Below are 20973 nucleotides of genomic sequence, written 5' to 3' on the forward strand. Positions count from 1 at the left end.
CGAGGTTTACAGCATGGCTGCCAATTCAACGATCGCACAACCGAGCGCACAGGCGCTCACCACTGCACCTCAAGCGTTGCCGCTCGACGGATACTCGCGCTGGCAGAATCTCAAGACGTTCGTGCCGCTCTCGCGCGAGTCAATCAGGCTGCGTGAAATCGCCGGTCGTTTTCCGCGGCGCGTACAGCTCGGCTCGCAGCGCTGTATAGCATGGCCGAACCGCGAGATTCATCGCTGGCTCTCCGATCCCGCAAACTATCGCGTTGAGGGCTGAGAGATGCAGACAAAAAAAATGGCCGACCCGCAGGCCAGCCAATTCAAAAAGAATCTCAATTCGAACACGAATGTTAACACGACGCTCGCCCAAAAGCCGCTCGGCAAAATCGATCGCGTGTTGCTCGAGTTGCGTCGCGGAATCTCGCTGAATCGTTTCGACGCTGAGCGCATGGGCGACCACTGCCTGAATACGACGATCTCGGCGCTGCGCGCGGAAGGTTGGCTCATAACGGGCCGATGGGAAACCGTACCGACCTGCTTTGGCAAGACGGCCCGCGTGCTGCGCTACCGCCTGACGGGCTACCGAAACCCGACAGATGTCGCCGAGGAAATCGCCGCGATCCTGGGCAAAGGCAGAGTCGCATGATGCCCACGCAGCTTTCCGAGGAATTGACAAAGGTACCCAAAGGGCCTACATTGGCTGTTCAGGTTCGCGCACTCCGCGAGGACCGCTTCTCCGAAAGGATGCCCATCATGAAGACTTACCTTCGTGCGCGCCTGCTCGCGCCTCAAAAAAATGATTACCTACACTCCCCCCTCGCCGGAAGACATGGAGCGCCTCAAACAGGAGCTCGGGAAAAGCAGCACGGAAATGGCGGAGCTGTTCGGCGTATCGACCGGCCGTCAGTGGCGGAAGTACATGGCGGCGGATGCGAACAACAGCCGGGAAATGGGTATGCACATGCTGTTCTTCGCGATGGCTCAGTTGGAACTCGATCCGCAAACATTCGAACGAGTGCTAGCGCGAATGCGAGCTTGCGGCGCAACGGTCGAAGCGGACAAGTCGTAACGCATACCAGTCACGTCGACAACGGTGCGCTCACCGCAATGCCCAGCGCCACTGGTGAAGCAACGGAGGTGGGCGCGTGAATCCGACCGCACTCGAAATCATCAATCGCGCACTGCGTGATGCAACGCTCGCGCCGACCGTGTTCGACGCCCTCGACCTGCTCGGCTCGGCAATGGGCCAGCTCGCAGAACTCTGCCGTCAGGAAGAGGTGCCGCATGGCTAAGTTCCTCATCGACGGTCAAGCCCTGGAAGATCTCGGCAGCAAGCTCCAACAGCTTGAAGAGCTGTTCAACGTGATCCAAGGCGAGGCGCAAATCACGATGCGTGCGTGCGTGATGTGCGACATTGGCCGCGACGTCGCTCAGCGCACGGCGATCGAGCTTGGCGAACTGCGCATGGCTACGCGTGCGGAGGTGTCCGCATGAGCAAGGCCACAACGAAGCCAATCCCCGAGCTCACCCTCGTCGAGACCTTGCTCGACTGCGGGTCCGCTGCTCATTGCATCAAGTGGCTTTTCGAGAAGTACGACGATGGCGAACACGAATGGTCCATCGAGACGATTCGCCTACTCACGTCCGTGCTGAGAACCAAGCTGAGCGATGCGCTGGAAACGGCCGAATCAATCGAAGCGGAGGCACGCCATGCTTGATAGGCGACCTGACGCCGCCGGCCTGCTGTCGTTCTTTTACGGTCGCTTCGACATGAAATCCGCCTCGACTGAAGAACTCGAATTTCTGTCGTCGTCAACAGCGCCCGACGAGGCAGGCGCTTTGCGCGACACGCTGGATGGAATTGCCTGCCTTGTGTCCGAAGACTTGAGAAAGGAGCGCGGGCAGCGCATCGGCAATTTTCAAGAAACTAGCGTTCCGTCGCTGCTGTGGAGCATTGCCCGCCAGGTGGATGCAATCGGACAGATGGCCTTCATCGCAAGCGAAGCGGACTACGAGCTGCGCGATCGGGCTGTTCGTGCCGCCTCGGCCTCTTCTCGTCGATCAACCCCTAAGCAGTCCTCATCTGACAAGGGCGGCGCATGACACCCACCCGAGCAGACGAAATCAAGGCGCTAGGCAATCAGATGATCGAGCGCGAAATCGAACGCTGTAGAAAGCAGATGGGTGAACGTGAGTGGGAAAAACACAGGGAATGGGTGACGGCAAACATCGTGACGGCCGCAAAGGCATGGCTGATCCGCGAAACGAAGGCGGGCCGGCTATGACGGATCATCTTGCCGAATTGGATTTGGACCGTGCGGTTGACGCTGGCCGCGTGAAGGCAGCTCGCGAGGCATTCTTCGCCCGCGCGCCGGGTTCGAACGACACTCAGGCCCGCCCCGCCGTGACCATTACGCGCGCTTCAAACGTCGTGCCGGAAGCTATCCGCTGGCTCTGGCCGGGATGGCTCCCCGAAGGGAAGTTGACCCTGCTGGCTGGTTCGCCTGGCACGGGTAAGACGACGCTGGCCTTGGCGCTGACGGCAACGGTCACGCGAGGCGGCACATGGCCGGATGGCTCGGCCTGCAATCATGCCGGTGACGTTCTCATATGGAGCGGCGAGGACAACCCAGCCGATACGATCGTTCCGCGCCTAATGGCTGCTGGCGCTGACCTCGACCGCGTACACATCATCACGGGCCGCACCGATGAGGCCGGGGAACTGCTGCCCTTCGATCCGGCGGCCGACATGCCGTTACTGGCGGAGCGGCTGTCCGACATGTGTGATGCGCAGTTGCTGATACTCGATCCGATTGTCTCGGCCGTCTCAGGCGACGCACACCGCGTCAATGATGTTCGCCGCAACCTGCAATCACTGGTTGACATGGCGAGCGCACACCACTGCTGTGTTCTTGGTATCTCGCACTTCGCGAAGGGCACCAAGGGCAGCAGTCCAGCCGAGCGCGTTATCGGCTCCCAGGCATTCGTCGCACTTGCCCGCATGGTGCTGGTTGCTGGCAAGGACGAGGCGGCCGAGCGTCGAATTCTGGCTCGCGCGAAATCGAATATCGCTCCGGACGATGGTGGCGTGGCCTACTCGCTCGAAATGACCGAGACGGACGGCATCACGGCAAGCCGGGTGGCTTGGGGCGCACTGATCGACGGATCGGCCCGTGACATTCTCGGCGACGTTGAGCGACAGGATGAAGAAACCAAAACCGAACGAGTGGAGGCATCCGAGTTCTTGGAGGGGCTTCTTTCCGATGGCCCGATGTCCTCGAAACAGGTTCGCAAGGATGCTGACGAGGCCGGTTTCTCGTGGCGGACAATGCATCGCGCAGCAGACGCCTTGGGAGTAGAGAAACGCAAGATCGGGATGAAAGAGGGTTGGCAATGGGCAATCCCGAAGATGCCAAGCTCCGAACATGCCAACGAAGATGCCACTCTCTATACCGTGGCATCTTCGGGAAGTCGTGGCACCTTCGGCAACCACGGGGGTTTGCGGGCGGTCGATTTTGGGTCATCCGCCGAAGATGCCAACCCGAAGGGAGTGTCACCTTCGGGAAGTTCTTCGGCTTCGGAGCCTGGAGGGGACGTATGACTCCCCTCGAAAAATGGGCGTTTGCGAAGGAGACAGCCCCCGAAGAAGACACGAAGAATCCCACTCTCTATACCGTGTCCCCTTCGGGGATTCATGTCCCCTTCGGCTCTGGTAAGGGTTTGCGGCCGGTCGATTTTGGCGATTTTCCCGAAGGGGACATAGCCAAGGGAGTGTCGCCTTCGGGGGATTCTTCGAATTCTGACATCGGGGGTGACGTATGACACGCCTCGAAATCTGGATCGAGTGTCGCCGCAACGGGATCACCCTGACTGTCGACGGCGACCGGTTTACGTGGCGAGGGCCGCAGGATGCGGCGAATAGATTGTTGCCCGCCATGAGGGCGAATCGAGTTGCGTTGCGAGAGTGCGCGCGCGAGTTGGCCGGTCTGCCGATAGAAGATGGTCCTTTCCTGCCGTTCGTCCCCTGCCTCACCCCGGAACAGGTGAAGGAATGGCAGAAGGAGCTATTCGACGCCGTGACGGAGCTGGCCCGACTGGAGCATTGGACTGACGCGCATTACGACAACGTCGTGCTGGCCGTCGAACGTCAGCCAGTCAGCACGCTACGGCCCGATCTTGCCTACGTCCGGGAACGGCTCGCGAAGGCGCGGACACCATACAAGGCATAACGCCCAAGGCTCGCTTCGGCGGGCCTGTTCCACCGCATCTCCATCCCGCCTGTTGTAAACGTCCGCGACGTAGCAGATAATTTCAACAACGCAAGTATTCGAGCAATTAAATGCCAACTCGAGATGTGCAATGAGCGCACGTGTCCAACTGCGCACGCGCGGCAGCAAGTGGATGAAGATCCGCGCCCGCATCCTTCGACGCGATCCGATCTGCGTGCTGTGCGCCCAACAGGACGTTGTGCGCGAGTCCGTCGTCGTCGATCACATCAAACCGCTCGAACACGGCGGCACCGACGCCGACGACAACCTCCGCGGACTGTGTGCCGATCACCATGACCAGGTGACGCGCCAGCAGTTCGGTCATCGAGAGCGGCGCAAGGCATTCGGACCTGACGGCCTGCCACTCGACGGCAGTTGGTCATGACCTGTAGCCCCCGGCCGGGGGGGTGGTCGATTTCTAGGGATTCAAAGCCCGGGAAACCGACCGCTCCCTTCGCTTTCATAAACGTGGACAAAAAAGGTAAAAAATGGCTCAACGCGGACGGAAATCTACCGCATCGATCGTAACGGCGACAGCCGCGCCGGTTGCGGCGGAACAGCGTCTTGCGCCGCCACTCCACCTGAGTGACGGCGAGCGTGCGGTCTGGATAGAGGTCGTCAACGATCAACCGGCGAGCGCGTTCACGGCAACCCATGCGCCGCTGCTGGAAATGTACTGTCGTCACGTCACGAACGCTCGCGTACTGGCCGAAGAGATTTTGAATTTCGAGCGCGCATGGCTCGCAGACGACGATGGCCTGAAACGCTACGACCGACTGCTCGCAATGTCCGAGCGTGAGAGTCGCGCGGCCTCGTCGCTTGCGACGCGACTGCGCATCACGCGGCAGGCCGTCGAGCATCCGACGACGGTAGGTCGTTCACTGACGAACCAGAAGAAGGCAAGGAAACCATGGGAACTCCCCGCGTAAAGCGTGTCTCTCGCGGCGAGCGCAACATCCGATGGATCGAAGAGCACTGCCGCATCCCTGAAGGCCGACTCGTCGGGCAGCCCGTCAAGCTCACGAAAGAGCAACGCGGCTGGATCAAGCAGATATACGACACGCCGACGCGCACCTTCATCCTCTCGATGGCGCGCAAGAACGCCAAAACGGCCCTCTCCGCGTTCCTCGTGTTGCTTCACCTCGTTGGCCCGGAGGCGCGGCCGAACAGCCAGCTATACAGCGCAGCGCAATCGCGCGACCAGGCGGCCGTGCTGTTCGAACTCGCGGCGAAGGTTGTTCGCATGTCCGAGGATCTGTCGCAGTACGTCACCATCCGAGACACGGCGAAGGAGCTGCTGTGTCACGACCTCGGCACGATCTACAAGGCGCTGTCGGCCGACGCAGCGACCAAATTCGGCCTGAGCCCCGCACTCACGATCCACGACGAGCTCGGCCAGGTCAAAGGCCCGCGCTCCCAACTGTACGAGGCACTGGAAACGGCGAGCGCAGCGCAGGAAAGCCCACTATCGATCGTCATCAGCACGCAGGCCCCTACCGATGGTGATCTGCTCAGCCTGCTCATCGACGACGCGCTGAGCGGTGCCGATCCGCGTCTGAAGGTGGCGCTCTATACCGCGCCGCTCGACATGGATCCATTCAGCGATGAGGCGATCCGGCTGGCGAACCCGCATTTCGACGTGTTCATGAATCGCGAGGAAGTGCGTCGCATGGCGTCGGATGCGAAGCGCCTGCCGAGCCGCGAATCGGCCTATCGCAACTTGGTTTTGAATCAGCGCGTCGAAGCGCGCAATCCGTTTGTCGCGCGTGCGATCTGGATGGAGAACAGCGGCGAACCTGCCGAGCTGGACGGCGAGGACGTTTATGGCGGCCTCGATCTATCGAGCGTGAGTGACTTGACGGCGCTCGTTCTGCTGTCGGAGGGCGGTGACGTTCATCCGACATTCTGGCTCCCGGAGGACGGCCTCGAAGCGAAGGCGCGGGCCGATCGCGTGCCTTACGACGTGTGGGCGCGTGATGGCCTGCTTCAGACGACGCCCGGCAGCGCCATCGAATACGAATTCGTCGCCGAATACTTGCGCGGCGTGTTCGACCGCTGCAACGTGCGCGCGCTCGCGTTCGACCGGTACAACATGCGATTCCTGAAACCGTGGCTTGAGCGGGTCGGCTTCACGGATGAGGAGTTGAGCCGGTTCGCCGAATTCGGCCAGGGCTTCGTTTCCATGTCGCCAGCTATTCGCGAACTGGAAGCGCGGCTGCTTGCGCGCAAGCTCCGACACGGCGGACACCCCGTCCTGCAAATGTGTGCCGTGAACGCGGTCGCCGTTTCCGATCCGGCGGGCAACCGCAAATTCACGAAACAGAAGTCGACCGGCCGCATCGACGGCATGGTGGCATTGGCGATGGCGGTCGGCGCCACGCAACAAAATTCGACAGAATCAGAAATCGAACCGCAAATGTTCTTCATATAGCCTTGACATTGGCACTTTATGCGTGATAATGACAATATTCACGCAATCAAATGCCAATGAATCAGCAAATTTCGAAATTTATCACCAAGCAAACTGCGAAGGCGTCGAATAAAGCGTTCTCGCGGTTCGAGGTGAAGAACCTCGACGACGGGACGCGAATGCTCAAGGGCATTGCCTCCACGCCGACGCCCGATCGCGTGGGCGATACCGTCGTCCCGGAAGGCATCCGATTCAAGACGCCGTTCCCGCTGCTGTGGCAGCACGATCCAAGCAAGCCCATCGGCACCGTCAACAAAATGACGGTCACGGCGGCCGGCGCCGAGGTTGAGGCGACGATCGCCCCGCCCGGCACTGCCGCATACATCGATGAGGCATACAACCTCATCAAGGCCGGTTTGGTGCCGGGCCTGTCCATCGGATTCCGCCCTCTCGACGCCGTGTACGACAAGGCGACAGGCGGCTTCCTTATCAAATCCTGCGAGCTGTTCGAACTCAGCGCCGTGACGATCCCGGCAAACGCTGAGGCGGCAGTTCAATCAATCAAAGCGCATGACAAGTCCCGTGTGGGAGCGCCCGTCGTGCGTTTGAACGCTCCCATCATCAAGGAACATGACATGACCATTGCTGAACGACTCAAGGCTCTCGCGAAGAAGCGAGCGGAACACATCGCGCGCAAAAAGGCGCTGATGGATGGCGCTGACGCAGACGGTGGCCGCACGCTGAACGAAGCCGAGTCGACGGAATACGACCAGCTCGACGCGGAGCTGAAGTCGCTCGACGCCCACGAAACGCGCCTCAAGGAACAGCAAGCGATCGAAGCCAAGTCGGCCGTTCCGGTCGCCGGCGGCCCGGCCGCGCACTCGCCCGTCATCGTGACGCCCAACGTCACCAAAGGCACGGCGTTCACGCGCTATGCGATTGCGCTCGCGCGCTCGAAAGGCAACCTCATGCAAGCGGCCGAGATCGCGAAGCAATGGAAGGATTCGACGCCGGAGGTTGAAACGGTGCTCAAGGCGGCCGTCGCAGCCGGCACGACTACGGACCCGACGTGGGCCGCGCCGCTCGTCGAATATCAGAACATGGCCGGCGAATTCATCGAACTGCTGCGCCCGGCTACGATCGTCGGCCGCATCGAAGGTCTGCGTCGTGTGCCGTTCAATGTCCGCATCCCCGGCCAGGCGACGGGTTCGTCGGTCGGCTGGGTTGGCGAAGGCAAGCCCGCGCCCGTGTCGGCACTGGCGTTCAATACGACGACGCTCGGCTTCTCGAAGGTGGCAGGCATCGTCGCGATCACGGAAGAGCTTGCGCGCTTCTCGACGCCGAGCGCCGAAGGGGTCATCCAGCAGGATCTCATTTCGACGATCAGCCAATTCCTCGACGGGCAATTCATCGACCCGGCTGTTGAAGCCGGCGCAAATGGTCTGTCGCCCGCGTCGATCACGAACGGCATCAAGGCGATTCCGGCATCAGGCAAGGATGCGGAAGCCGTGCGCGCCGACGTGAAGAAGGTATTCCAGGCGTACATCGCAGCAAATCTGTCGGTCGCGGGCGCGGTCTGGATCATGTCGGAGACGACGGCCCTCGCGCTGTCGCTGATGCTGAACGTGATGGGGCAACCGGAGTTCCCGGGCCTGACGATGGCGGGCGGCACGTTCTTCGGTCTGCCGGCGATCCTGTCGCAAACGGCCGGCAACAACATCGTACTCGCGAAGGCAAGCGAAATCCTGTTTGCCGACGACGGCGGTGTGACGCTCGACGTGAGCCGCGAAGCGTCGCTGCAAATGGATAGCGCACCCGTTGCTGGCGCTACGGAACTGGTGTCGCTGTGGCAAAGCGGCTTCATCGCCCTGAAGGCCGAGCGGTTCATCAACTGGAAGCGCCGCCGGCTCGAAGGTGTTCAGTACATCTCCGGCGCAGCCTACGGCGACGCGGCGATCGACGGCGCGTAAGCGGAGAACGTCATGCAAACCTATGAGGTAGCCGAGGCATTCCCCTATGCAGGGCGCACGCGGCACGTCGGCGAGCGAATCGAGATCAGCGATCCGAAGCATGCCCAACTGCTGATCCTGCTCCGGAAGATTCGCGAGCCGGCGTCGAAGCGTTCCGCGTACAAGCGCCGCGACATGCGGCCGGAGGGCTGATGCGGCTCTTCTCGTGGATGCGGAAAGCCGCCCCGCCGCTTCCGGTTGGCGGCGGCAGCTCGATTGCCGGCGTCGTGCGCGAGCCGTTCGCGGGCGCGTGGCAGGCCAGTATGGGAATTGATGGCCGCCACGACCTGCTCGCGTTCTCGGCCGTATACGCGTGCGTGGATCGCATCGCCTCGGACATTTCGAAACTCGGCATCCGGTACGTGAAGCAGGTCGGCAACATCTGGCAGGACGCCAGTGCGCCCCGCTTCACGGGGCCGCTGCGCCGGCCGAATCCGTACCAAAATCGAATTCAGTTCGTGAAGGCGTGGCAGGTGTCGAAGCTGCTTGCCGGCAACACATATGTGCTGCTCGTCCGGGACATGCTGCGCAATGTGATCGCCATGTACGTGCTCGACCCAACGCGCGTTGTTCCGCTCGTCGCGCCCAGCGGGGCTGTGTTCTATCAGGTGGCCGCCGATCCGCTGCGCGGCCTGCCAGAGCAAGTCACGATTCCGTCGTCCGAGATCATCCACGATCGCGGTATCTGCCCTTGGCATCCGCTCATTGGTGTATCGCCGATCGTGGCAGCAGCCGCGGCCGGCACGATGGGAAACCGTATCCAGCAGAACAGCCGGAAGTTCTTCGGCAACATGTCGCGGCCTGGCGGCATCCTGTCCGCGCCCGGCAAGATCAGCGACGAGACCGCAAACCGGCTGAAAACCCATTGGGAGACGAACTACGGCGGCGAGAACGCCGGCCGTTTGGCCGTGGTGGGTGACGGGCTGAAGTACGAAACCGTCATGATGACGGCGACGGATGCGCAGCTCGTCGAACAACTGCGCTGGGCCGTTGAGGACGTCGCACGCTGCTACCACGTACCGCTCTATAAGATCGGCGCCGACCCGACGGGCTCCAAGACGGCGGCCAACATCGGTGCGCTCGAACAGTCGTACTACACCGATTGCCTGCAAGCCCCAATCGAAGAACTCGAGCTCTGTCTCGATGACGGTTTCGAAGTCCCCGACGGTCAGGGGTTTGACGTTGATGTGCGGGGGCTGTTGCGCATGGATCCGGCCGCGCGATATGACGCGCATTCAAAAGCCGTAGGCGGTGGCTGGATGGCCCCGAATGAGGCGCGTGCTGCCGAAAACATGGCGCCGGTTCCGGGCGGCGATACGCCCTACCTCCAGCAGCAGAATTACTCGCTGCGTGCGCTCGCCGAGCGCGACAAGGATCCGGCGCCGAGCAGCGCTACGGCGGCTAGCACGCCTGAACGAACGGAGCCAGAAAATGGCAATTAAGCAGCTTGTCTCATTCAATCGCGCACTCTCGCATCTGCGCGTCGAAGCGGGCGAGGATGACGACGCGATCAAGGATCTGATCGACGCAGCGAGTGACATCGTCGTGGACTACCTGAAGCTCAAGGAAATCCCCGGCACGTGGGCGCTCGAAGACGGCGAAACTACGAGCACCGTTCCCGGCTCGGTGCGCTCGGCTGTCCTGCTCGTGCTCGGCACCCTGTACGATGACCGCGAAGGCACGACCGCCCCGATCACGCCGGCGGTCGAGTCGCTTCTCATGCGCATGCGCGATCCGGCGGTGGCTTGAGGTTCAATTTCAGGGTGATCTGGGCTGACACGCTTTGACGCAGCGCCGTATTGCGATTACACTCCGCGCCGCGGGGTGGAGCAGTCTGGCAGCTCGTCGGGCTCATAACCCGAAGGTCATAGGTTCAAATCCTATCCCCGCAACCAACATCGAAGCCCGCTCTGCGAAAGCAAGCGGGCTTTTTTCTTGCGCTGAGGGGGGCTTCTATGTCAACATCGATGCACGCCATGTTGACATAGCGCTAACGAGAAATTTCCATGACAGCGATTGAGCACCTGAAGAAACTTGACCCCGAAATCAGCCGCATCCTGTGGCAATTTGACGGTAAAGAAGCGGCGTTGAGCCATGTTTTCCAGGAGCGTCGCGGCATCTCTCGGCAAGCTGCGAACGGACTTCTGTCGCGCCTAGTGACCGCCGGATTGCTCGCAGAGGGGAGCGGGAAGCGCCCCAAGACATATACGCAACCTCCACTCGCGTCTCTCGAAAAGAAATACCCACTCGAATCAATCGAGGAGCATGTAGTTTGGGTAGAAGATTTTCGCCCGGGTTTTTCCGAGGTTATGTGCGAGAACGCACTAAAAATTTGGGACTACGGCTTCACTGAGATGCTAAACAACGCAATTGAGCACTCACAGGGAACGACTGTAACTGTTCGAGCAAACCTACATGCTGGTGGAACCGTGTGTTCAATCGAGGATGATGGAGAGGGGATCTTCAAGCGTATTAGTCGCATCTGTAAACTCCCGGACGAGCGGCAGGCAATTCTTGAGCTCGCGAAAGGTAAGCTGACTACGGATCCGGACAACCATACCGGTGAGGGAGTGTTCTTCTCATCGAGGGCATTCGATCATTTTTGCATCGTATCTGGCGGATTGATGTTCGACCATCTTGATGGCGAAGATGATTATCTATTTGAACGAGATCACTCCCGTGAAGGAACATGGGTCATGATGGCTCATGGCAATCATACCGAGAGGTTGCTGACGGATGTTTTCGACGAATTTGCTCAGGCCGACGAATACACATTCAGCAAAACCATCGTTCCTGTTCGTTTGGCGAGAATGGGAGCGGAGAGCTTGGTTTCGCGATCACAGGCACAGCGTCTCCTGGCTCGCGTTGATCGGTTCAAGGTCGTGCTCTTCGACTTCCGAGATGTGGAAACCGTAGGCCAGGCTTTTGCCGACGAAATTTTCCGGGTGTACGCGAACGCCCACCCTGAGGTTGAGCTAGTTCCAGTTCACGTGAGCCCACAGGTTGAGCAGATGATTACTCGTGCAACAGCGCCGCGCATGTAGCACTTCTGTCAGGCGAATCACTGGAGGAAGCGGTGGTTCGCCTGATGGCCGCGGAAAAGGATACTTAGCGGACACCGCTGCTGTCAGCGGCAGTCGCCCACATGACCTCGGTTGCCTGGGGGTTCTTTTGGGGGTCTTTGCATCAGATACCCACGCCCACCGCCATATTGTCATGTAGATATGAATTCTGTCGGGGGACCAGCAATTTCCCGATTTCCCCCCTGTCCCAAACCCGCGTCGCCCGCATTTGCTGCATCCGGGCGCAGGATCGTGCACGTGCTCACCTAGTCGCGGCTCGGCCGCGACCACCTCCATCGGGCTTTGCCACAACGCCCACCCGCCTTCCGGCCTCACCGCCCCGTCACTGCATCAACCCCGTCCTGACCTGCGGCATCAGACTCGCATTCGCGCCCGTCACGGCAAACGTCCCCGTCGGCGACGCCCCGGCCGGCAGCACCAGCAGACTGCCGTCCCCGAGCCGATTCGCATCGACGACGATCTGGTTCGCCGCGCAACCATTCGTCAACAACCATACCGGCAAGCCGGCAATCGACGAGAACGTATTGCCCGTCACACTGAACGAACAGACGTTCCCGTACGCCCGGAAACCCGCATAGCCGGAGCCCGACACGCGGTTGTCCGCCACCGTGACATCCGACACGGTTCCCGACCACGTATCCAGCTCGATCGCGCCCTGCTGCGTCGGCTGCAGCCCGTTGTTCACGTTCGCGTTCTGGATGTTGGTCACGGTATTGCCCTCGATGACGACGTTCGAAGACCCGTAGGTTTTCCAGCTGTCTTCCTGCGCGACCAGAATCCCCGCCGCCTTCTCGACGCCGTCGACCGTATTGATCGAGATCGTTACCGCCTGCCCGCCGACGACGGTGATGCCGCGCCCCCACGCGTTACCCGACACCGCGTTATGGTCGATCAGCACGTTGTTGCTCAGGCGGCCGTCGCCGAGATAGCTGACCACGGCGATCAGATCGTCGCCGGTGCCGGCCACCGTATTGTTCTGCACCAGCACGTTGGCCGAACCGTAAGTCGTATGGATGCCGTCGGCCAGCGTCGCCCGCACGGTATTGCCCACGATCGCGATGCCGTTGCCGCCGAACACGAAGATCCCGGCGCTCGCGCCGCCCTGGATCGTCACGCCGAGCACCTGAACGTCCGAGCCCGTCACCTCGACTTTCGTCGACTCGGGCGTCGTGAGGCGCGTCGTGCCGGTGCCGGCCAGCGTCACGCCGACGAGCGTCGAACCGGTGCCGCGCATCACGATTGTCTGGTCGGCCGGATTCGTGGCGGCCAGCGTCGCGCCGTATCCGGAAATCACCGTCTGGGGCACCGTCACGGCAAGCGAATGCCCGACGACGTAGCGTCCCGGTGCGATGACCAGGCGTTGACCGGCACGCAGGCTGTCGAATGCTTTCTGCAACGCGTCGGCCTGGTCGCTGCCGTCGGCGGCCGGGAAGACCGTCACATCGGCGACGAGAACGGGTTTGGTGCCATTGGAAGGCGCACGCGTCGCGCCGGACGCCGTACCGGTCGCCCCGGCGGTCGACACCGGGCTGCCGGAATTCGTCGATGAAGCCGATGCACCGGATGCTGCACCGGCAGGCGCGACGGACGATGTCGATGTGCCCGCAACGGTCTGCGCGCCCGCGGCCGCGTTGTCGTCGCCGCCGCCACATGCGGCAAGACAAAGGCAGAGCGCGGCAAACGTCGCCCGATCGACTGTACGCATACGAAGTTCCGCTAGCCCAAATTGGCGTCATCGTAAGTACGCTTGATCACTTTGTAAATGAATTCCACATTTCACCTGTGAAATATTTCGTTGTCCTCTTCCATTCATCGCGACGTCATCACGACGACATGCGACACGCGATCGCACCCTGACCGAGCGCAATCGACATGCACGGGAGATTACGTAGAATCCCGAACCTTCATCTGCACACGGACCTCGACCATGATTCGAACACTCGCGGCCCTGGCCATGTTTTCGGCGCTGATCTGCACGGCGAATGCCGCCGGCGTCGCAAGCGCGACCGGCACGGCGACGCCGAAGCATCGATACGTCAGCCCGGGCGTCGCCAACGTCGCGGATGCCGCAACACGCCGGCCGGAACGCGCGTCGCCCGTTGCTCGCTGCAGCGAACTGGCCGCCGGCATTGATGCCGTCAAACATGCGCCGGACCGCGGCCATAAGGTCGTGCGCGGCATCGGCCCGGACGGCAAGCCGCGCAACGAGCTGCGTGCTTTCGACAAACGAGCCGATTTGGAGGTCGAGCATCGGCAGCTCGGCTGCCAGCCGTAAACGTCACGCCGTCCGATCAGGTCGCACCGGCCATCGCCCCTTGCGCATTCGCGCCGCCGTCGATCGTCAACCCCGTCCCGCCGATCGACCTCCCCCACTGGCCCGACGACGAGCGCGGCCACAACCTTGGCCCTGCCGTCCTGCGGAATTGCCATCCGCGATGGGTTGTGCGGCGGTGTGCTACCTGTCGGCCGGATTCATGTCGGTATCGGTCGCCGAATGCACGAGATTGACCGTGATGCCGCACGCGCCGAGATCGTGCGCAAGCCCCTGCGTTCAGTGGTGTAGTCCGGCAAACGCAGATCGCGATGCACGAGCAGACGGTCGCCGCGTGACGCGCGCGCCTTGGCGAAGATGTGGTAACCGGCGAGCTCGCCGCGCACGCGAACCTCGATGCGATCGGCGCTTTTACGTGACACTGCAACAAGGGATGTCGATTCAGACGCGCTACGGCGCGAGCCGTCGCGATTTGGAGGTGGCCGCGCAAACCGCGCTGGCCGCATGGCCGGCGCTCGCGGACGCGAGCGGCGGATAGAGTAACGGGCTCCGGAGAGAAACCCGCAAGGCCGCACGGTCATGCAGCGGCAAGCGCCCCCGCATGACCGCGCCGGTCGGTCCGTTACTGCGTGACGGCGTGCTGCACGTCCTTCGACGCATGCCACACGCGGTAGTGCACGTCGAAACCGTCCGGTACGTATACGACGAGCGGCAGGCGGCTGTTGTAGCGCAGCAGCTGGCCGTCACCGCGCACCTGCACGAAGCGCTGCTGCGGCGCCTGGCCGGGGCAGGCCATCAGCGTCGATGCCGGCCCCTTCACGTCGGTCAACCGGTAATACGTATAGCCCCAGCCCTTCACGTCCTCGGCGGTCAGCTCGCCGCCGAACCATTGCTGGTTGCAGTCGGTCTGCAGCGTCTTGCCGATCATCAGCTCAACGCGCGCGTCGCCTTCGTTCTCGAGCGCGGGCAGCGCGATCACCGCGCGCTGCTGGCCAGCCGCCGGCTGCGGGAACATCTTGATCGATTCGGCCGGCACGGCGGGCGCCGATACGGGCCCGGCCGCGCAGGCGGCGGCAGCGGTCGTCACGCAAAAGGCGGCCAGGACGGCCCGGATCGCGAATTTCATCGATGTGCTCCTGATAAACAAAATAGGCCCCGATGCTAACACTTTCGCCGCACGACCTTACGAGGCTGTAATTTGACGACACAATTGCAAACAGCCGGCAATCCCCGCGCGCGGTACTTATAGGGGAACCAACGGAGATCATCATGCTCAAGCTCATTGCCGCCGCCGGCGTCGCCACGCTGCTGGCCGGGTGCGTCGTCGGGCCGGACGCCGGATACGGCTACGGACCGACCTACTATTCCGATCCGGGCTATGCGTACGGCCCGGCCTATGCACCGTCGCCCGTGTACGGCACGGTCAACATCTGGGGCGGTGGCGACGGGCGCGACTGGGACCGCGACCACCGCGGCTGGGATCGCGGACGCGACGGCTGGAATCGCGACCGCGGCGGCTGGGACCGCGACCGCGGCGAGCGCGCCCGTCATGGCGGCTGGGGCCGCGGCGACGGACGCCGCGCCGATTGGAATGACGGCGGCGGGAACGGCCAAGGCAACGGCGGCGGTCATCGCCACTGACGCAATTGCAACCGTTTGTATCCGCACACAGTCACACGAGACCGAAACGAACCGATAGACGACCGCCAAAACACGAAGGCCCTCGCATCACTGCGAGGGCCTTTTGTCGTCCGCCCTGCCGGGAGTCCGGCAACGCCGGCGATGCAGCGCCGAGCCTGCCCACTCGTCAGACGCGTGCCCGCTTACCACCCGGCCGGCCGCGCATAGCCGCCCGACACCGGCGCGCCGCACACGTACGGGCGCTGATAGCGGTCGTAGCAGTAGTCCGGACCGTCGTCCTGGTACTGCGCCTGCTGATAGGTCGGATAAGCCGGCTGCTGGTAAGCCGGTGCCTGGTAGTACGTCGGCGGCTGATAGGCCGGTGCCTGATACACGGGCGCCTGGTACGCGACGGGCGGATTCATCGCCGACGTCACGATCGCGCCGAGCAACGCGCCGCCGATCAGCGCGCCGATGACGGCGCCCCCGTCGCGGCCATGCGCGGACGCCGGGCCCGCCACGGCGAGCGAACCGGCGAGGACACACACTGCGGCAATTCTTTTCATGATGGACTCCCACGCGAAGTGGTACTTGATGCGATGCATTGTGGCTGCGCACGGCCGTAATAGATGCAGCAAGTGGTAACGCGCCATTACGCGTATCACGCACACCGAAACGCGGCACCGCCGTGCTACGATTTTTGGCACACAGGAGACGCCTTCATGCAGCCCGAAACCGCCCGCCGTTTCGATACCGAATTCGCGCCGCGCATTGCGCAGGCGATCGCCGCCTACTTCGCCGATCACGTGCTGACCGGCGTCGTCCCATACGGCGGGCACGGGCAACCAACGCGCGTGCAGATCCGCAGCGCGCCGCACGAGCACGTGAGCGGCTTCGCGCATCCGCTGAATCTCGAGCTGACCTGGGACACCGACGAGATCGAACGACTGATGGCACCCGACGGGCCCGCGCGATTCGAGCACTACCTGAGCGCGCTGCCGAGGAAACTGAGCGCATGGCAGGGCGCGCGCGACATCGATCTCGCGTCGCGCACGCAGGCCGACCCGCTCGTGCGGCTCGGCGGCCTCGACTTCGAAGGCTGAGCGCACGCACCGGCCGCCGGCCGGACGCTGGCGGCGTCGCGCGAAACGGTCCGGTGATACACTCGACCGGTCCCGCTCCGGCGCCGCCAGGCTGACCGGACCGTTCACCGCCGCCTCCACCCGCGAGCATGGTTGCGCACGCAACCGGCATCCGGGCACGCGGACAATCACGCCTTCGCTCCCGTCATGAACGCCGATACCGGCCTGCCGCTTCCGCAACGCTACTGGGCAATCGTCTGCGTCGCACTGGGCATCACGCTCGCCGTGCTCGACGGCGCCATCGCGAACGTCGCGCTGCCGACGATCGCGCGCGACCTGCACGCGTCCGACGCCGCGTCGATTTGGATCGTCAACGCGTACCAGCTCGCGGTCACGATCACGCTGCTGCCGCTCGCGTCGCTCGGCGAACGCGTCGGCTATCGGCGCATCTACATCGCCGGGCTTGCGCTTTTCACCGCGGCGTCGCTCGGCTGCGCGCTCGCCGGCTCGCTGCCCGTGCTCGCCGTGATGCGCGTGATACAGGGGTTCGGTGCAGCCGGCATCATGAGCGTGAACGCCGCGCTCGTGCGGATGATCTACCCGTCGTCGATGCTCGGGCGCGGGCTGTCGATCAACGCGATGGTGGTCGCGCTGTCGTCGGCGATCGGCCCGACGGTGGCATCGGCGATCCTGTCGGTCGCGTCGTGGCCCTGGCTGTTCGCGGTCAACGTGCCGATCGGCATTGCCGCGGTATTCGGCAGCCTCCGGGCACTGCCGGCCAACCCGCTGCACGACGCGCCATACGACTTCCCGAGCGCGCTGATGAACGCGTGCGTGTTCGGCCTGCTCATCATGGCCGTCGACGGGCTCGGTCACGGCGAAAACCACGCGTACGTCGCAGGCGAACTGGCGATCGCGTTCGCCGTCGGCTACTTCTTCGTGAAGCGGCAGCTGTCGCAGCCGGCACCGCTGCTGCCGGTCGACCTGATGCGCATCCCGATGTTCGCGCTGTCGATCTGCACGTCGGTTGCGTCGTTCACGTCGCAGATGCTCGCGTTCGTCGCGCTGCCGTTCTGGCTGCAGCATTCGCTCGGGTTCTCGCAGGTCGAAACCGGCCTCTACATGACGCCGTGGCCGCTTGTGATCGTATTCGCCGCGCCGCTTGCCGGCGTGCTGTCGGATCGCTACTCGGCCGGTATCCTCGGCGGAATCGGGCTCGCGCTGTTCGCGGCCGGGCTGCTGTCGCTCGCGACGATCGGCGCGCATCCGGGCACCGTCGACATCGTGTGGCGAATGGCGCTGTGCGGCGCAGGTTTCGGGTTGTTCCAGTCGCCGAACAATCGCGCGATGCTGTCGTCGGCGCCGCGGGAGCGCAGCGGCGGCGCGGGCGGGATGCTGAGCACGGCACGCCTGACGGGCCAGACGCTCGGGGCCGCGCTCGTCGCACTGATTTTCGGGCTGGCGCCCGACCGCGGGCCGACGATCGCGCTCTATGTCGCCACGGTGTTCGCGGCGCTCGCCGCGGTGGTCAGCATGCTGCGCATCGCGTCGCCGCGCCCCGACGCGACGACCTGACGCCGCCGCGCGCGGCGCCCGCCGGTCACGCGGCGTCGAGCGCGTCCATCACGAAGCGCACGCGCGCCTTCACGCTCACGCACGGCAGCTCGATCAGCCGGTACCCGTATGCCGTATAGCAATCGACCATCGCGTCGTAGGTGCGCACCGCCTCGGCGAAATCCTGCCGGCGCTCGGTGTCCTGCGTATAGATGTCGGGCCACGGCGGCGCGATGAACACGCGCCGGTGATAACGGAAGCGCCGCGCCGCGGCCTCCGCGTGCGCGGGTACCGCGAGGCCCGTCAGACGCAAGTAGCCGATCACGTCCGGCACACCGCGGTCGAAGAACACGGGCCCGCGCGCGCCTCGTGCGAGATGATACGAACGCATCTCCCAGTTCAGCATCTGCTCGGCAAACGCGGCCGGGTCGCGCCAGGGCAGCGCCGGACCGTCGATCGCCATCTGGTCGCGGATCACACCACGCCCGGCCTCGTGCGAGCGCGCGAAACCGCAGCGCTCGAGCGCATCGAGCAGCGTGCTCTTGCCGGAGCCGGGGCCGCCCGTGACGACGAAGAAGCGGGCGGACGCCGCCTCCGCGCCGCCCTCCTCCATGCGCTCAGACATGCACGGCTCGCCGGCCCGCGCGCTGCGTGACCGACGCGGCTGCCGCGACGCTGCGCAGGTCGGCGACGAACGTATCGCGCCAGACCGACAGGTTGTTCTCGCGCAGGCGCGTGAGGTTCTCTTCGTGACGCGCCTGCCGCTCGGCGAGCGGCATCGACAGCGCGCGCTCGAGCGCGTCCGCCATCTGCGACAGGTCGTAAGGATTGACGAGCAGCGCGCCGGTCAGCTCGGCCGCCGCGCCCGCGAACTCCGACAGCACGAGCACGCCCGGATCGGCCGGATCCTGCGACGCGACATATTCCTTCGCGACGAGATTCATCCCGTCGCGCAACGGCGTCACGTAGCCGACCTGCGACATCCGGAAGAACGCCATCAGCAGATTGCGCTCGTACTTGCGGTTCAGGTACTGGATCGGCGTCCAGTCGAGCTGCGAGAAGCGGCCGTTGATGCGACCGGCCTCGCCTTCGAGCGTTTCGCGAATGCGCTGGTAGGTCTGCACGTCGGAGCGCGTCGGCGGCGCGATCTGCACGAGCGACACGCGCCCCTGCCAGCCCGGCGCGTTGGCGAGCATCCGCTCGAACGACTGGAAGCGTTCGACGAGCCCCTTCGAATAGTCGAGCCGGTCGACGCTCATCACGAGCTTGCGGCCGGCGAGCGCATCGCGCAGCATCTTCACCGGCTTGCGCGAGCCGTACTGGACAGCCGCCTCGGCGATCGCATCCGGATGCACGCCGATCGGATAGGCGGCGACCTTCACGACGCGGCCGTGCGCATGCAGCATCCCGTCGTCGCTCGCCGCGCCGATGCCGCGCCGCTCGATGTAGTCGGTGAACGCCTGCTTGTCGGCATCGGTCTGGAAACCCGCGATGTCGTACGCGCACATGAACTTCACGAGTTCCTCGTGCGGCGGCACGACGCGCAGCATGTCGGGCGACGGAAACGGGATGTGCAGGAAGAAGCCGATCGGGTTCTTCACGCCGAGTTCGCGCAGGCAATGCGCGAACGGCAGCAGATGATAGTCGTGCACCCAGATCAGGTCGTCGGGCCGCAGCAGCGCGGCGAGCTGCTTCGCGAGCATCGCGTTCACGCGCAAATAGCCGGCATACTCCTGCCGGTCGAAGCGCGCGAGATCGCCGCGGTAGTGGAACACCGGCCACAGCGTCGCGTTCGAGAAGCCGCGGTAGTACTGATCGTAATCGCGCCGGGTCAGCCCGAGCGTCGCATACGTGACGTTGCCGTCCCGCTGGATCGCGGGTGCGGCGTCGGGCGTACCGACGATCTCGCCGTTCCAGCCGAACCAGACGCCGCCGGTTTCCTTCAGCGCGTCCATCACGCCGACCGCGAGGCCGCCTGCGCTCGGGCGCGTGTCCTCGCCGGCGGCGACACGGTTCGATACCACGATCAATCTGCTCATGCGGCTTCCCCTCCTCGATTCGATTGGATGACGCGCGGCGCGCGCCAAGGCGGACGCGACGGCCCGGAGGCGGTCGCGCGGCGATTCAGATGTGAGCGATGCAACAAAGAGCGCAATGAAATGCGGCGGCGGAATGCAACGGCGACGGCATCAGGCGTCCTGCTCCTGGCCGAGGTCGCGTTGATAGTCGAGCCCTTCCGGGCGTGCGCCGCCCTGGTTGTGATCGCCGTCGGACGGCGTCTCGTCGGGCGCGCCGGCCGGCGCGTCGGTCTGCGGACGCGGGCGCTCGGCACCCGCATCGGGCGGCCGGGGAGAAAACCGTTTCGAACGGCGCATGGCTGGGTGTCTCATAAGCAACGCGGCTCGGAGCCGTCGTAGAAACATTCCATAACAAAACAGTCTAGGTGGCTTGCTTGCATGCCACGGTAACAATTGCCTTCAATTTGTAACGTTTCGACCCCCGCTCAGCCAACTGTCCGACAATACCGCCGCGCGTACGCGCGCGAGCCGTCGCAGTACTTTCCAAAACCAAAAGGAGCCTGGCGGGAGCGGAGTACTTGGAGCTGGATGGTCGTTAAAGGAAGCTGCATTTTAGGGTACGGGGAGTCTCGGTTGCGAAGGGGAAGCCGTGAAGGGCGT

Annotated in this window: 28 protein-coding genes, 1 tRNA gene and 2 pseudogenes; 24 read left to right on the forward strand and 7 right to left on the reverse strand. The window is 63.6% G+C overall.

The genetic code is table 11. From position 1 onward, the window contains the following. Window positions 1-13 precede the first annotated feature (13 nt). From HWX22_RS27635 to HWX22_RS27725, 19 genes are all read left to right on the forward strand, one after another. Complete coding sequence (locus HWX22_RS27635; RefSeq protein WP_175916800.1) at window positions 14-274, forward strand: AlpA family phage regulatory protein; 261 nt, start codon at window positions 14-16, stop codon at window positions 272-274. 18 nt (window positions 275-292) lie between these two features. After that, complete coding sequence (locus tag HWX22_RS27640) at window positions 293-643, forward strand: hypothetical protein (RefSeq protein ID WP_175916801.1); 351 nt, start codon at window positions 293-295, stop codon at window positions 641-643. 150 nt (window positions 644-793) lie between these two features. After that, complete coding sequence (locus HWX22_RS27645) at window positions 794-1066, forward strand: XRE family transcriptional regulator (RefSeq protein ID WP_308051231.1); 273 nt, start codon at window positions 794-796, stop codon at window positions 1064-1066. Window positions 1067-1142: 76 nt separating this feature from the next. After that, window positions 1143-1289: a hypothetical protein gene (locus HWX22_RS27650; protein ID WP_175907916.1), complete on the forward strand. Its 147-nt coding sequence runs from the start codon at window positions 1143-1145 to the stop codon at window positions 1287-1289. Next, window positions 1282-1491 (forward strand): hypothetical protein, encoded by a 210-nt coding sequence (locus tag HWX22_RS27655; protein ID WP_175916802.1) that lies wholly within the window; start codon window positions 1282-1284, stop codon window positions 1489-1491. The genes HWX22_RS27650 and HWX22_RS27655 overlap by 8 nt, the downstream gene beginning before the upstream one ends. Further along, window positions 1488-1715: a hypothetical protein gene (locus HWX22_RS27660; RefSeq protein ID WP_060272914.1), complete on the forward strand. Its 228-nt coding sequence runs from the start codon at window positions 1488-1490 to the stop codon at window positions 1713-1715. The genes HWX22_RS27655 and HWX22_RS27660 overlap by 4 nt, the downstream gene beginning before the upstream one ends. Further along, entirely contained in the window at window positions 1708-2100 is a 393-nt protein-coding gene (locus tag HWX22_RS27665) for a hypothetical protein (protein WP_175916803.1), read from the forward strand. Before HWX22_RS27660 ends, HWX22_RS27665 begins: the two co-directional genes overlap by 8 nt. Continuing rightward, window positions 2097-2282: a hypothetical protein gene (locus tag HWX22_RS27670; protein WP_124921207.1), complete on the forward strand. Its 186-nt coding sequence runs from the start codon at window positions 2097-2099 to the stop codon at window positions 2280-2282. Before HWX22_RS27665 ends, HWX22_RS27670 begins: the two co-directional genes overlap by 4 nt. After that, window positions 2279-3598, forward strand: coding sequence for an AAA family ATPase (locus tag HWX22_RS27675; RefSeq protein WP_175916804.1), 1320 nt, complete (start codon window positions 2279-2281; stop codon window positions 3596-3598). Before HWX22_RS27670 ends, HWX22_RS27675 begins: the two co-directional genes overlap by 4 nt. Window positions 3599-3815: 217 nt before the next feature. Next, a complete protein-coding gene (locus HWX22_RS27680) occupies window positions 3816-4226 on the forward strand; it encodes a hypothetical protein (RefSeq protein WP_175916805.1) in 411 nt (136 codons plus the stop codon). A 172-nt stretch (window positions 4227-4398) separates the two neighbouring features. Next, window positions 4399-4650 carry an HNH endonuclease signature motif containing protein gene (locus HWX22_RS27685; protein WP_175916806.1) on the forward strand — a complete coding sequence of 84 codons (252 nt, stop codon included), beginning with the start codon at window positions 4399-4401 and terminating at the stop codon, window positions 4648-4650. 103 nt (window positions 4651-4753) lie between these two features. Next, complete coding sequence (locus HWX22_RS27690; protein WP_175907922.1) at window positions 4754-5194, forward strand: hypothetical protein; 441 nt, start codon at window positions 4754-4756, stop codon at window positions 5192-5194. Further along, window positions 5176-6696, forward strand: coding sequence for a terminase TerL endonuclease subunit (locus HWX22_RS27695; RefSeq protein WP_175916807.1), 1521 nt, complete (start codon window positions 5176-5178; stop codon window positions 6694-6696). Before HWX22_RS27690 ends, HWX22_RS27695 begins: the two co-directional genes overlap by 19 nt. Before the next feature lie 56 nt (window positions 6697-6752). Then, window positions 6753-8645, forward strand: coding sequence for a phage major capsid protein (locus tag HWX22_RS27700; RefSeq protein ID WP_244135301.1), 1893 nt, complete (start codon window positions 6753-6755; stop codon window positions 8643-8645). A gap of 12 nt (window positions 8646-8657) precedes the next feature. Continuing rightward, window positions 8658-8837 carry a hypothetical protein gene (locus tag HWX22_RS27705; RefSeq protein WP_175907928.1) on the forward strand — a complete coding sequence of 60 codons (180 nt, stop codon included), beginning with the start codon at window positions 8658-8660 and terminating at the stop codon, window positions 8835-8837. Next, window positions 8837-10126 (forward strand): phage portal protein, encoded by a 1290-nt coding sequence (locus tag HWX22_RS27710; RefSeq protein WP_175916809.1) that lies wholly within the window; start codon window positions 8837-8839, stop codon window positions 10124-10126. The genes HWX22_RS27705 and HWX22_RS27710 overlap by 1 nt, the downstream gene beginning before the upstream one ends. Then, the gene (locus tag HWX22_RS27715) at window positions 10116-10433 is read left to right on the forward strand and encodes a head-tail connector protein (RefSeq protein ID WP_175916810.1); all 318 of its coding nucleotides are present in this window, start codon (window positions 10116-10118) and stop codon (window positions 10431-10433) included. The genes HWX22_RS27710 and HWX22_RS27715 overlap by 11 nt, the downstream gene beginning before the upstream one ends. A 69-nt stretch (window positions 10434-10502) precedes the next feature. After that, window positions 10503-10579: transfer RNA gene (locus HWX22_RS27720), tRNA-Met, on the forward strand. Window positions 10580-10690: 111 nt separating this feature from the next. Further along, window positions 10691-11728, forward strand: coding sequence for a DUF4325 domain-containing protein (locus HWX22_RS27725; protein ID WP_175916811.1), 1038 nt, complete (start codon window positions 10691-10693; stop codon window positions 11726-11728). A gap of 361 nt (window positions 11729-12089) precedes the next feature. Here HWX22_RS27725 and HWX22_RS27730 read toward each other — a convergent pair whose 3' ends face one another. Next, window positions 12090-13208 carry a right-handed parallel beta-helix repeat-containing protein gene (locus HWX22_RS27730; RefSeq protein WP_175916819.1) on the reverse strand — a complete coding sequence of 373 codons (1119 nt, stop codon included), beginning with the start codon at window positions 13206-13208 and terminating at the stop codon, window positions 12090-12092. 513 nt (window positions 13209-13721) lie between these two features. On the opposite strand from HWX22_RS27730, the gene HWX22_RS27735 reads away from it, so the two are divergent. Next, window positions 13722-14042 carry a hypothetical protein gene (locus HWX22_RS27735; protein WP_244135303.1) on the forward strand — a complete coding sequence of 107 codons (321 nt, stop codon included), beginning with the start codon at window positions 13722-13724 and terminating at the stop codon, window positions 14040-14042. Window positions 14043-14058: 16 nt separating this feature from the next. On the opposite strand, the pseudogene HWX22_RS32390 reads toward HWX22_RS27735, so the two are convergent. Next, window positions 14059-14354 (reverse strand): annotated as a pseudogene (locus HWX22_RS32390) (hypothetical protein); the annotation flags it as partial. Here HWX22_RS32390 and HWX22_RS27740 point away from each other — a divergent pair. Beyond that, window positions 14330-14577: pseudogene (locus HWX22_RS27740) on the forward strand (TetR/AcrR family transcriptional regulator); the annotation flags it as partial. The pseudogenes HWX22_RS32390 and HWX22_RS27740 sit on opposite strands and share 25 nt — an antisense overlap. Before the next feature lie 84 nt (window positions 14578-14661). Here the strand turns inward: HWX22_RS27740 and eco are convergent. Next, window positions 14662-15165 (reverse strand): serine protease inhibitor ecotin, encoded by a 504-nt coding sequence (gene eco, locus HWX22_RS27745; protein ID WP_175916812.1) that lies wholly within the window; start codon window positions 15163-15165, stop codon window positions 14662-14664. Between the two features lie 143 nt (window positions 15166-15308). On the opposite strand from eco, the gene HWX22_RS27750 reads away from it, so the two are divergent. Beyond that, complete coding sequence (locus HWX22_RS27750; protein ID WP_175916813.1) at window positions 15309-15680, forward strand: hypothetical protein; 372 nt, start codon at window positions 15309-15311, stop codon at window positions 15678-15680. A 182-nt stretch (window positions 15681-15862) separates the two neighbouring features. On the opposite strand, the gene HWX22_RS27755 is transcribed toward HWX22_RS27750, so the two are convergent. Beyond that, window positions 15863-16264 carry a hypothetical protein gene (locus HWX22_RS27755; protein ID WP_175916814.1) on the reverse strand — a complete coding sequence of 134 codons (402 nt, stop codon included), beginning with the start codon at window positions 16262-16264 and terminating at the stop codon, window positions 15863-15865. 117 nt (window positions 16265-16381) lie between these two features. Here HWX22_RS27755 and HWX22_RS27760 point away from each other — a divergent pair, with 117 nt between their 5' ends. Both HWX22_RS27760 and HWX22_RS27765 read left to right on the forward strand, forming a co-directional pair. Beyond that, window positions 16382-16762 (forward strand): DUF5594 family protein, encoded by a 381-nt coding sequence (locus HWX22_RS27760; protein WP_059527440.1) that lies wholly within the window; start codon window positions 16382-16384, stop codon window positions 16760-16762. 186 nt (window positions 16763-16948) lie between these two features. Continuing rightward, the gene (locus tag HWX22_RS27765; RefSeq protein WP_175916815.1) at window positions 16949-18316 is read left to right on the forward strand and encodes an MFS transporter; all 1368 of its coding nucleotides are present in this window, start codon (window positions 16949-16951) and stop codon (window positions 18314-18316) included. 25 nt (window positions 18317-18341) lie between these two features. Here HWX22_RS27765 and HWX22_RS27770 read toward each other — a convergent pair whose 3' ends face one another. The 3 genes from HWX22_RS27770 to HWX22_RS27780 form a co-directional block, all read right to left on the reverse strand. After that, window positions 18342-18920 (reverse strand): AAA family ATPase, encoded by a 579-nt coding sequence (locus tag HWX22_RS27770; RefSeq protein ID WP_175916816.1) that lies wholly within the window; start codon window positions 18918-18920, stop codon window positions 18342-18344. Next, the gene (gene otsA, locus HWX22_RS27775; RefSeq protein WP_175916817.1) at window positions 18913-20334 is read right to left on the reverse strand and encodes an alpha,alpha-trehalose-phosphate synthase (UDP-forming); all 1422 of its coding nucleotides are present in this window, start codon (window positions 20332-20334) and stop codon (window positions 18913-18915) included. Before otsA ends, HWX22_RS27770 begins: the two co-directional genes overlap by 8 nt. A 150-nt stretch (window positions 20335-20484) precedes the next feature. Further along, entirely contained in the window at window positions 20485-20670 is a 186-nt protein-coding gene (locus HWX22_RS27780) for a hypothetical protein (protein WP_059527452.1), read from the reverse strand. Between the last annotated feature and the right edge of the window lie 303 nt (window positions 20671-20973).

It is taken from the genome of Burkholderia sp. BCC1638 (assembly GCF_902833195.1).
GTDB classification, from domain to species: domain Bacteria; phylum Pseudomonadota; class Gammaproteobacteria; order Burkholderiales; family Burkholderiaceae; genus Burkholderia; species Burkholderia diffusa.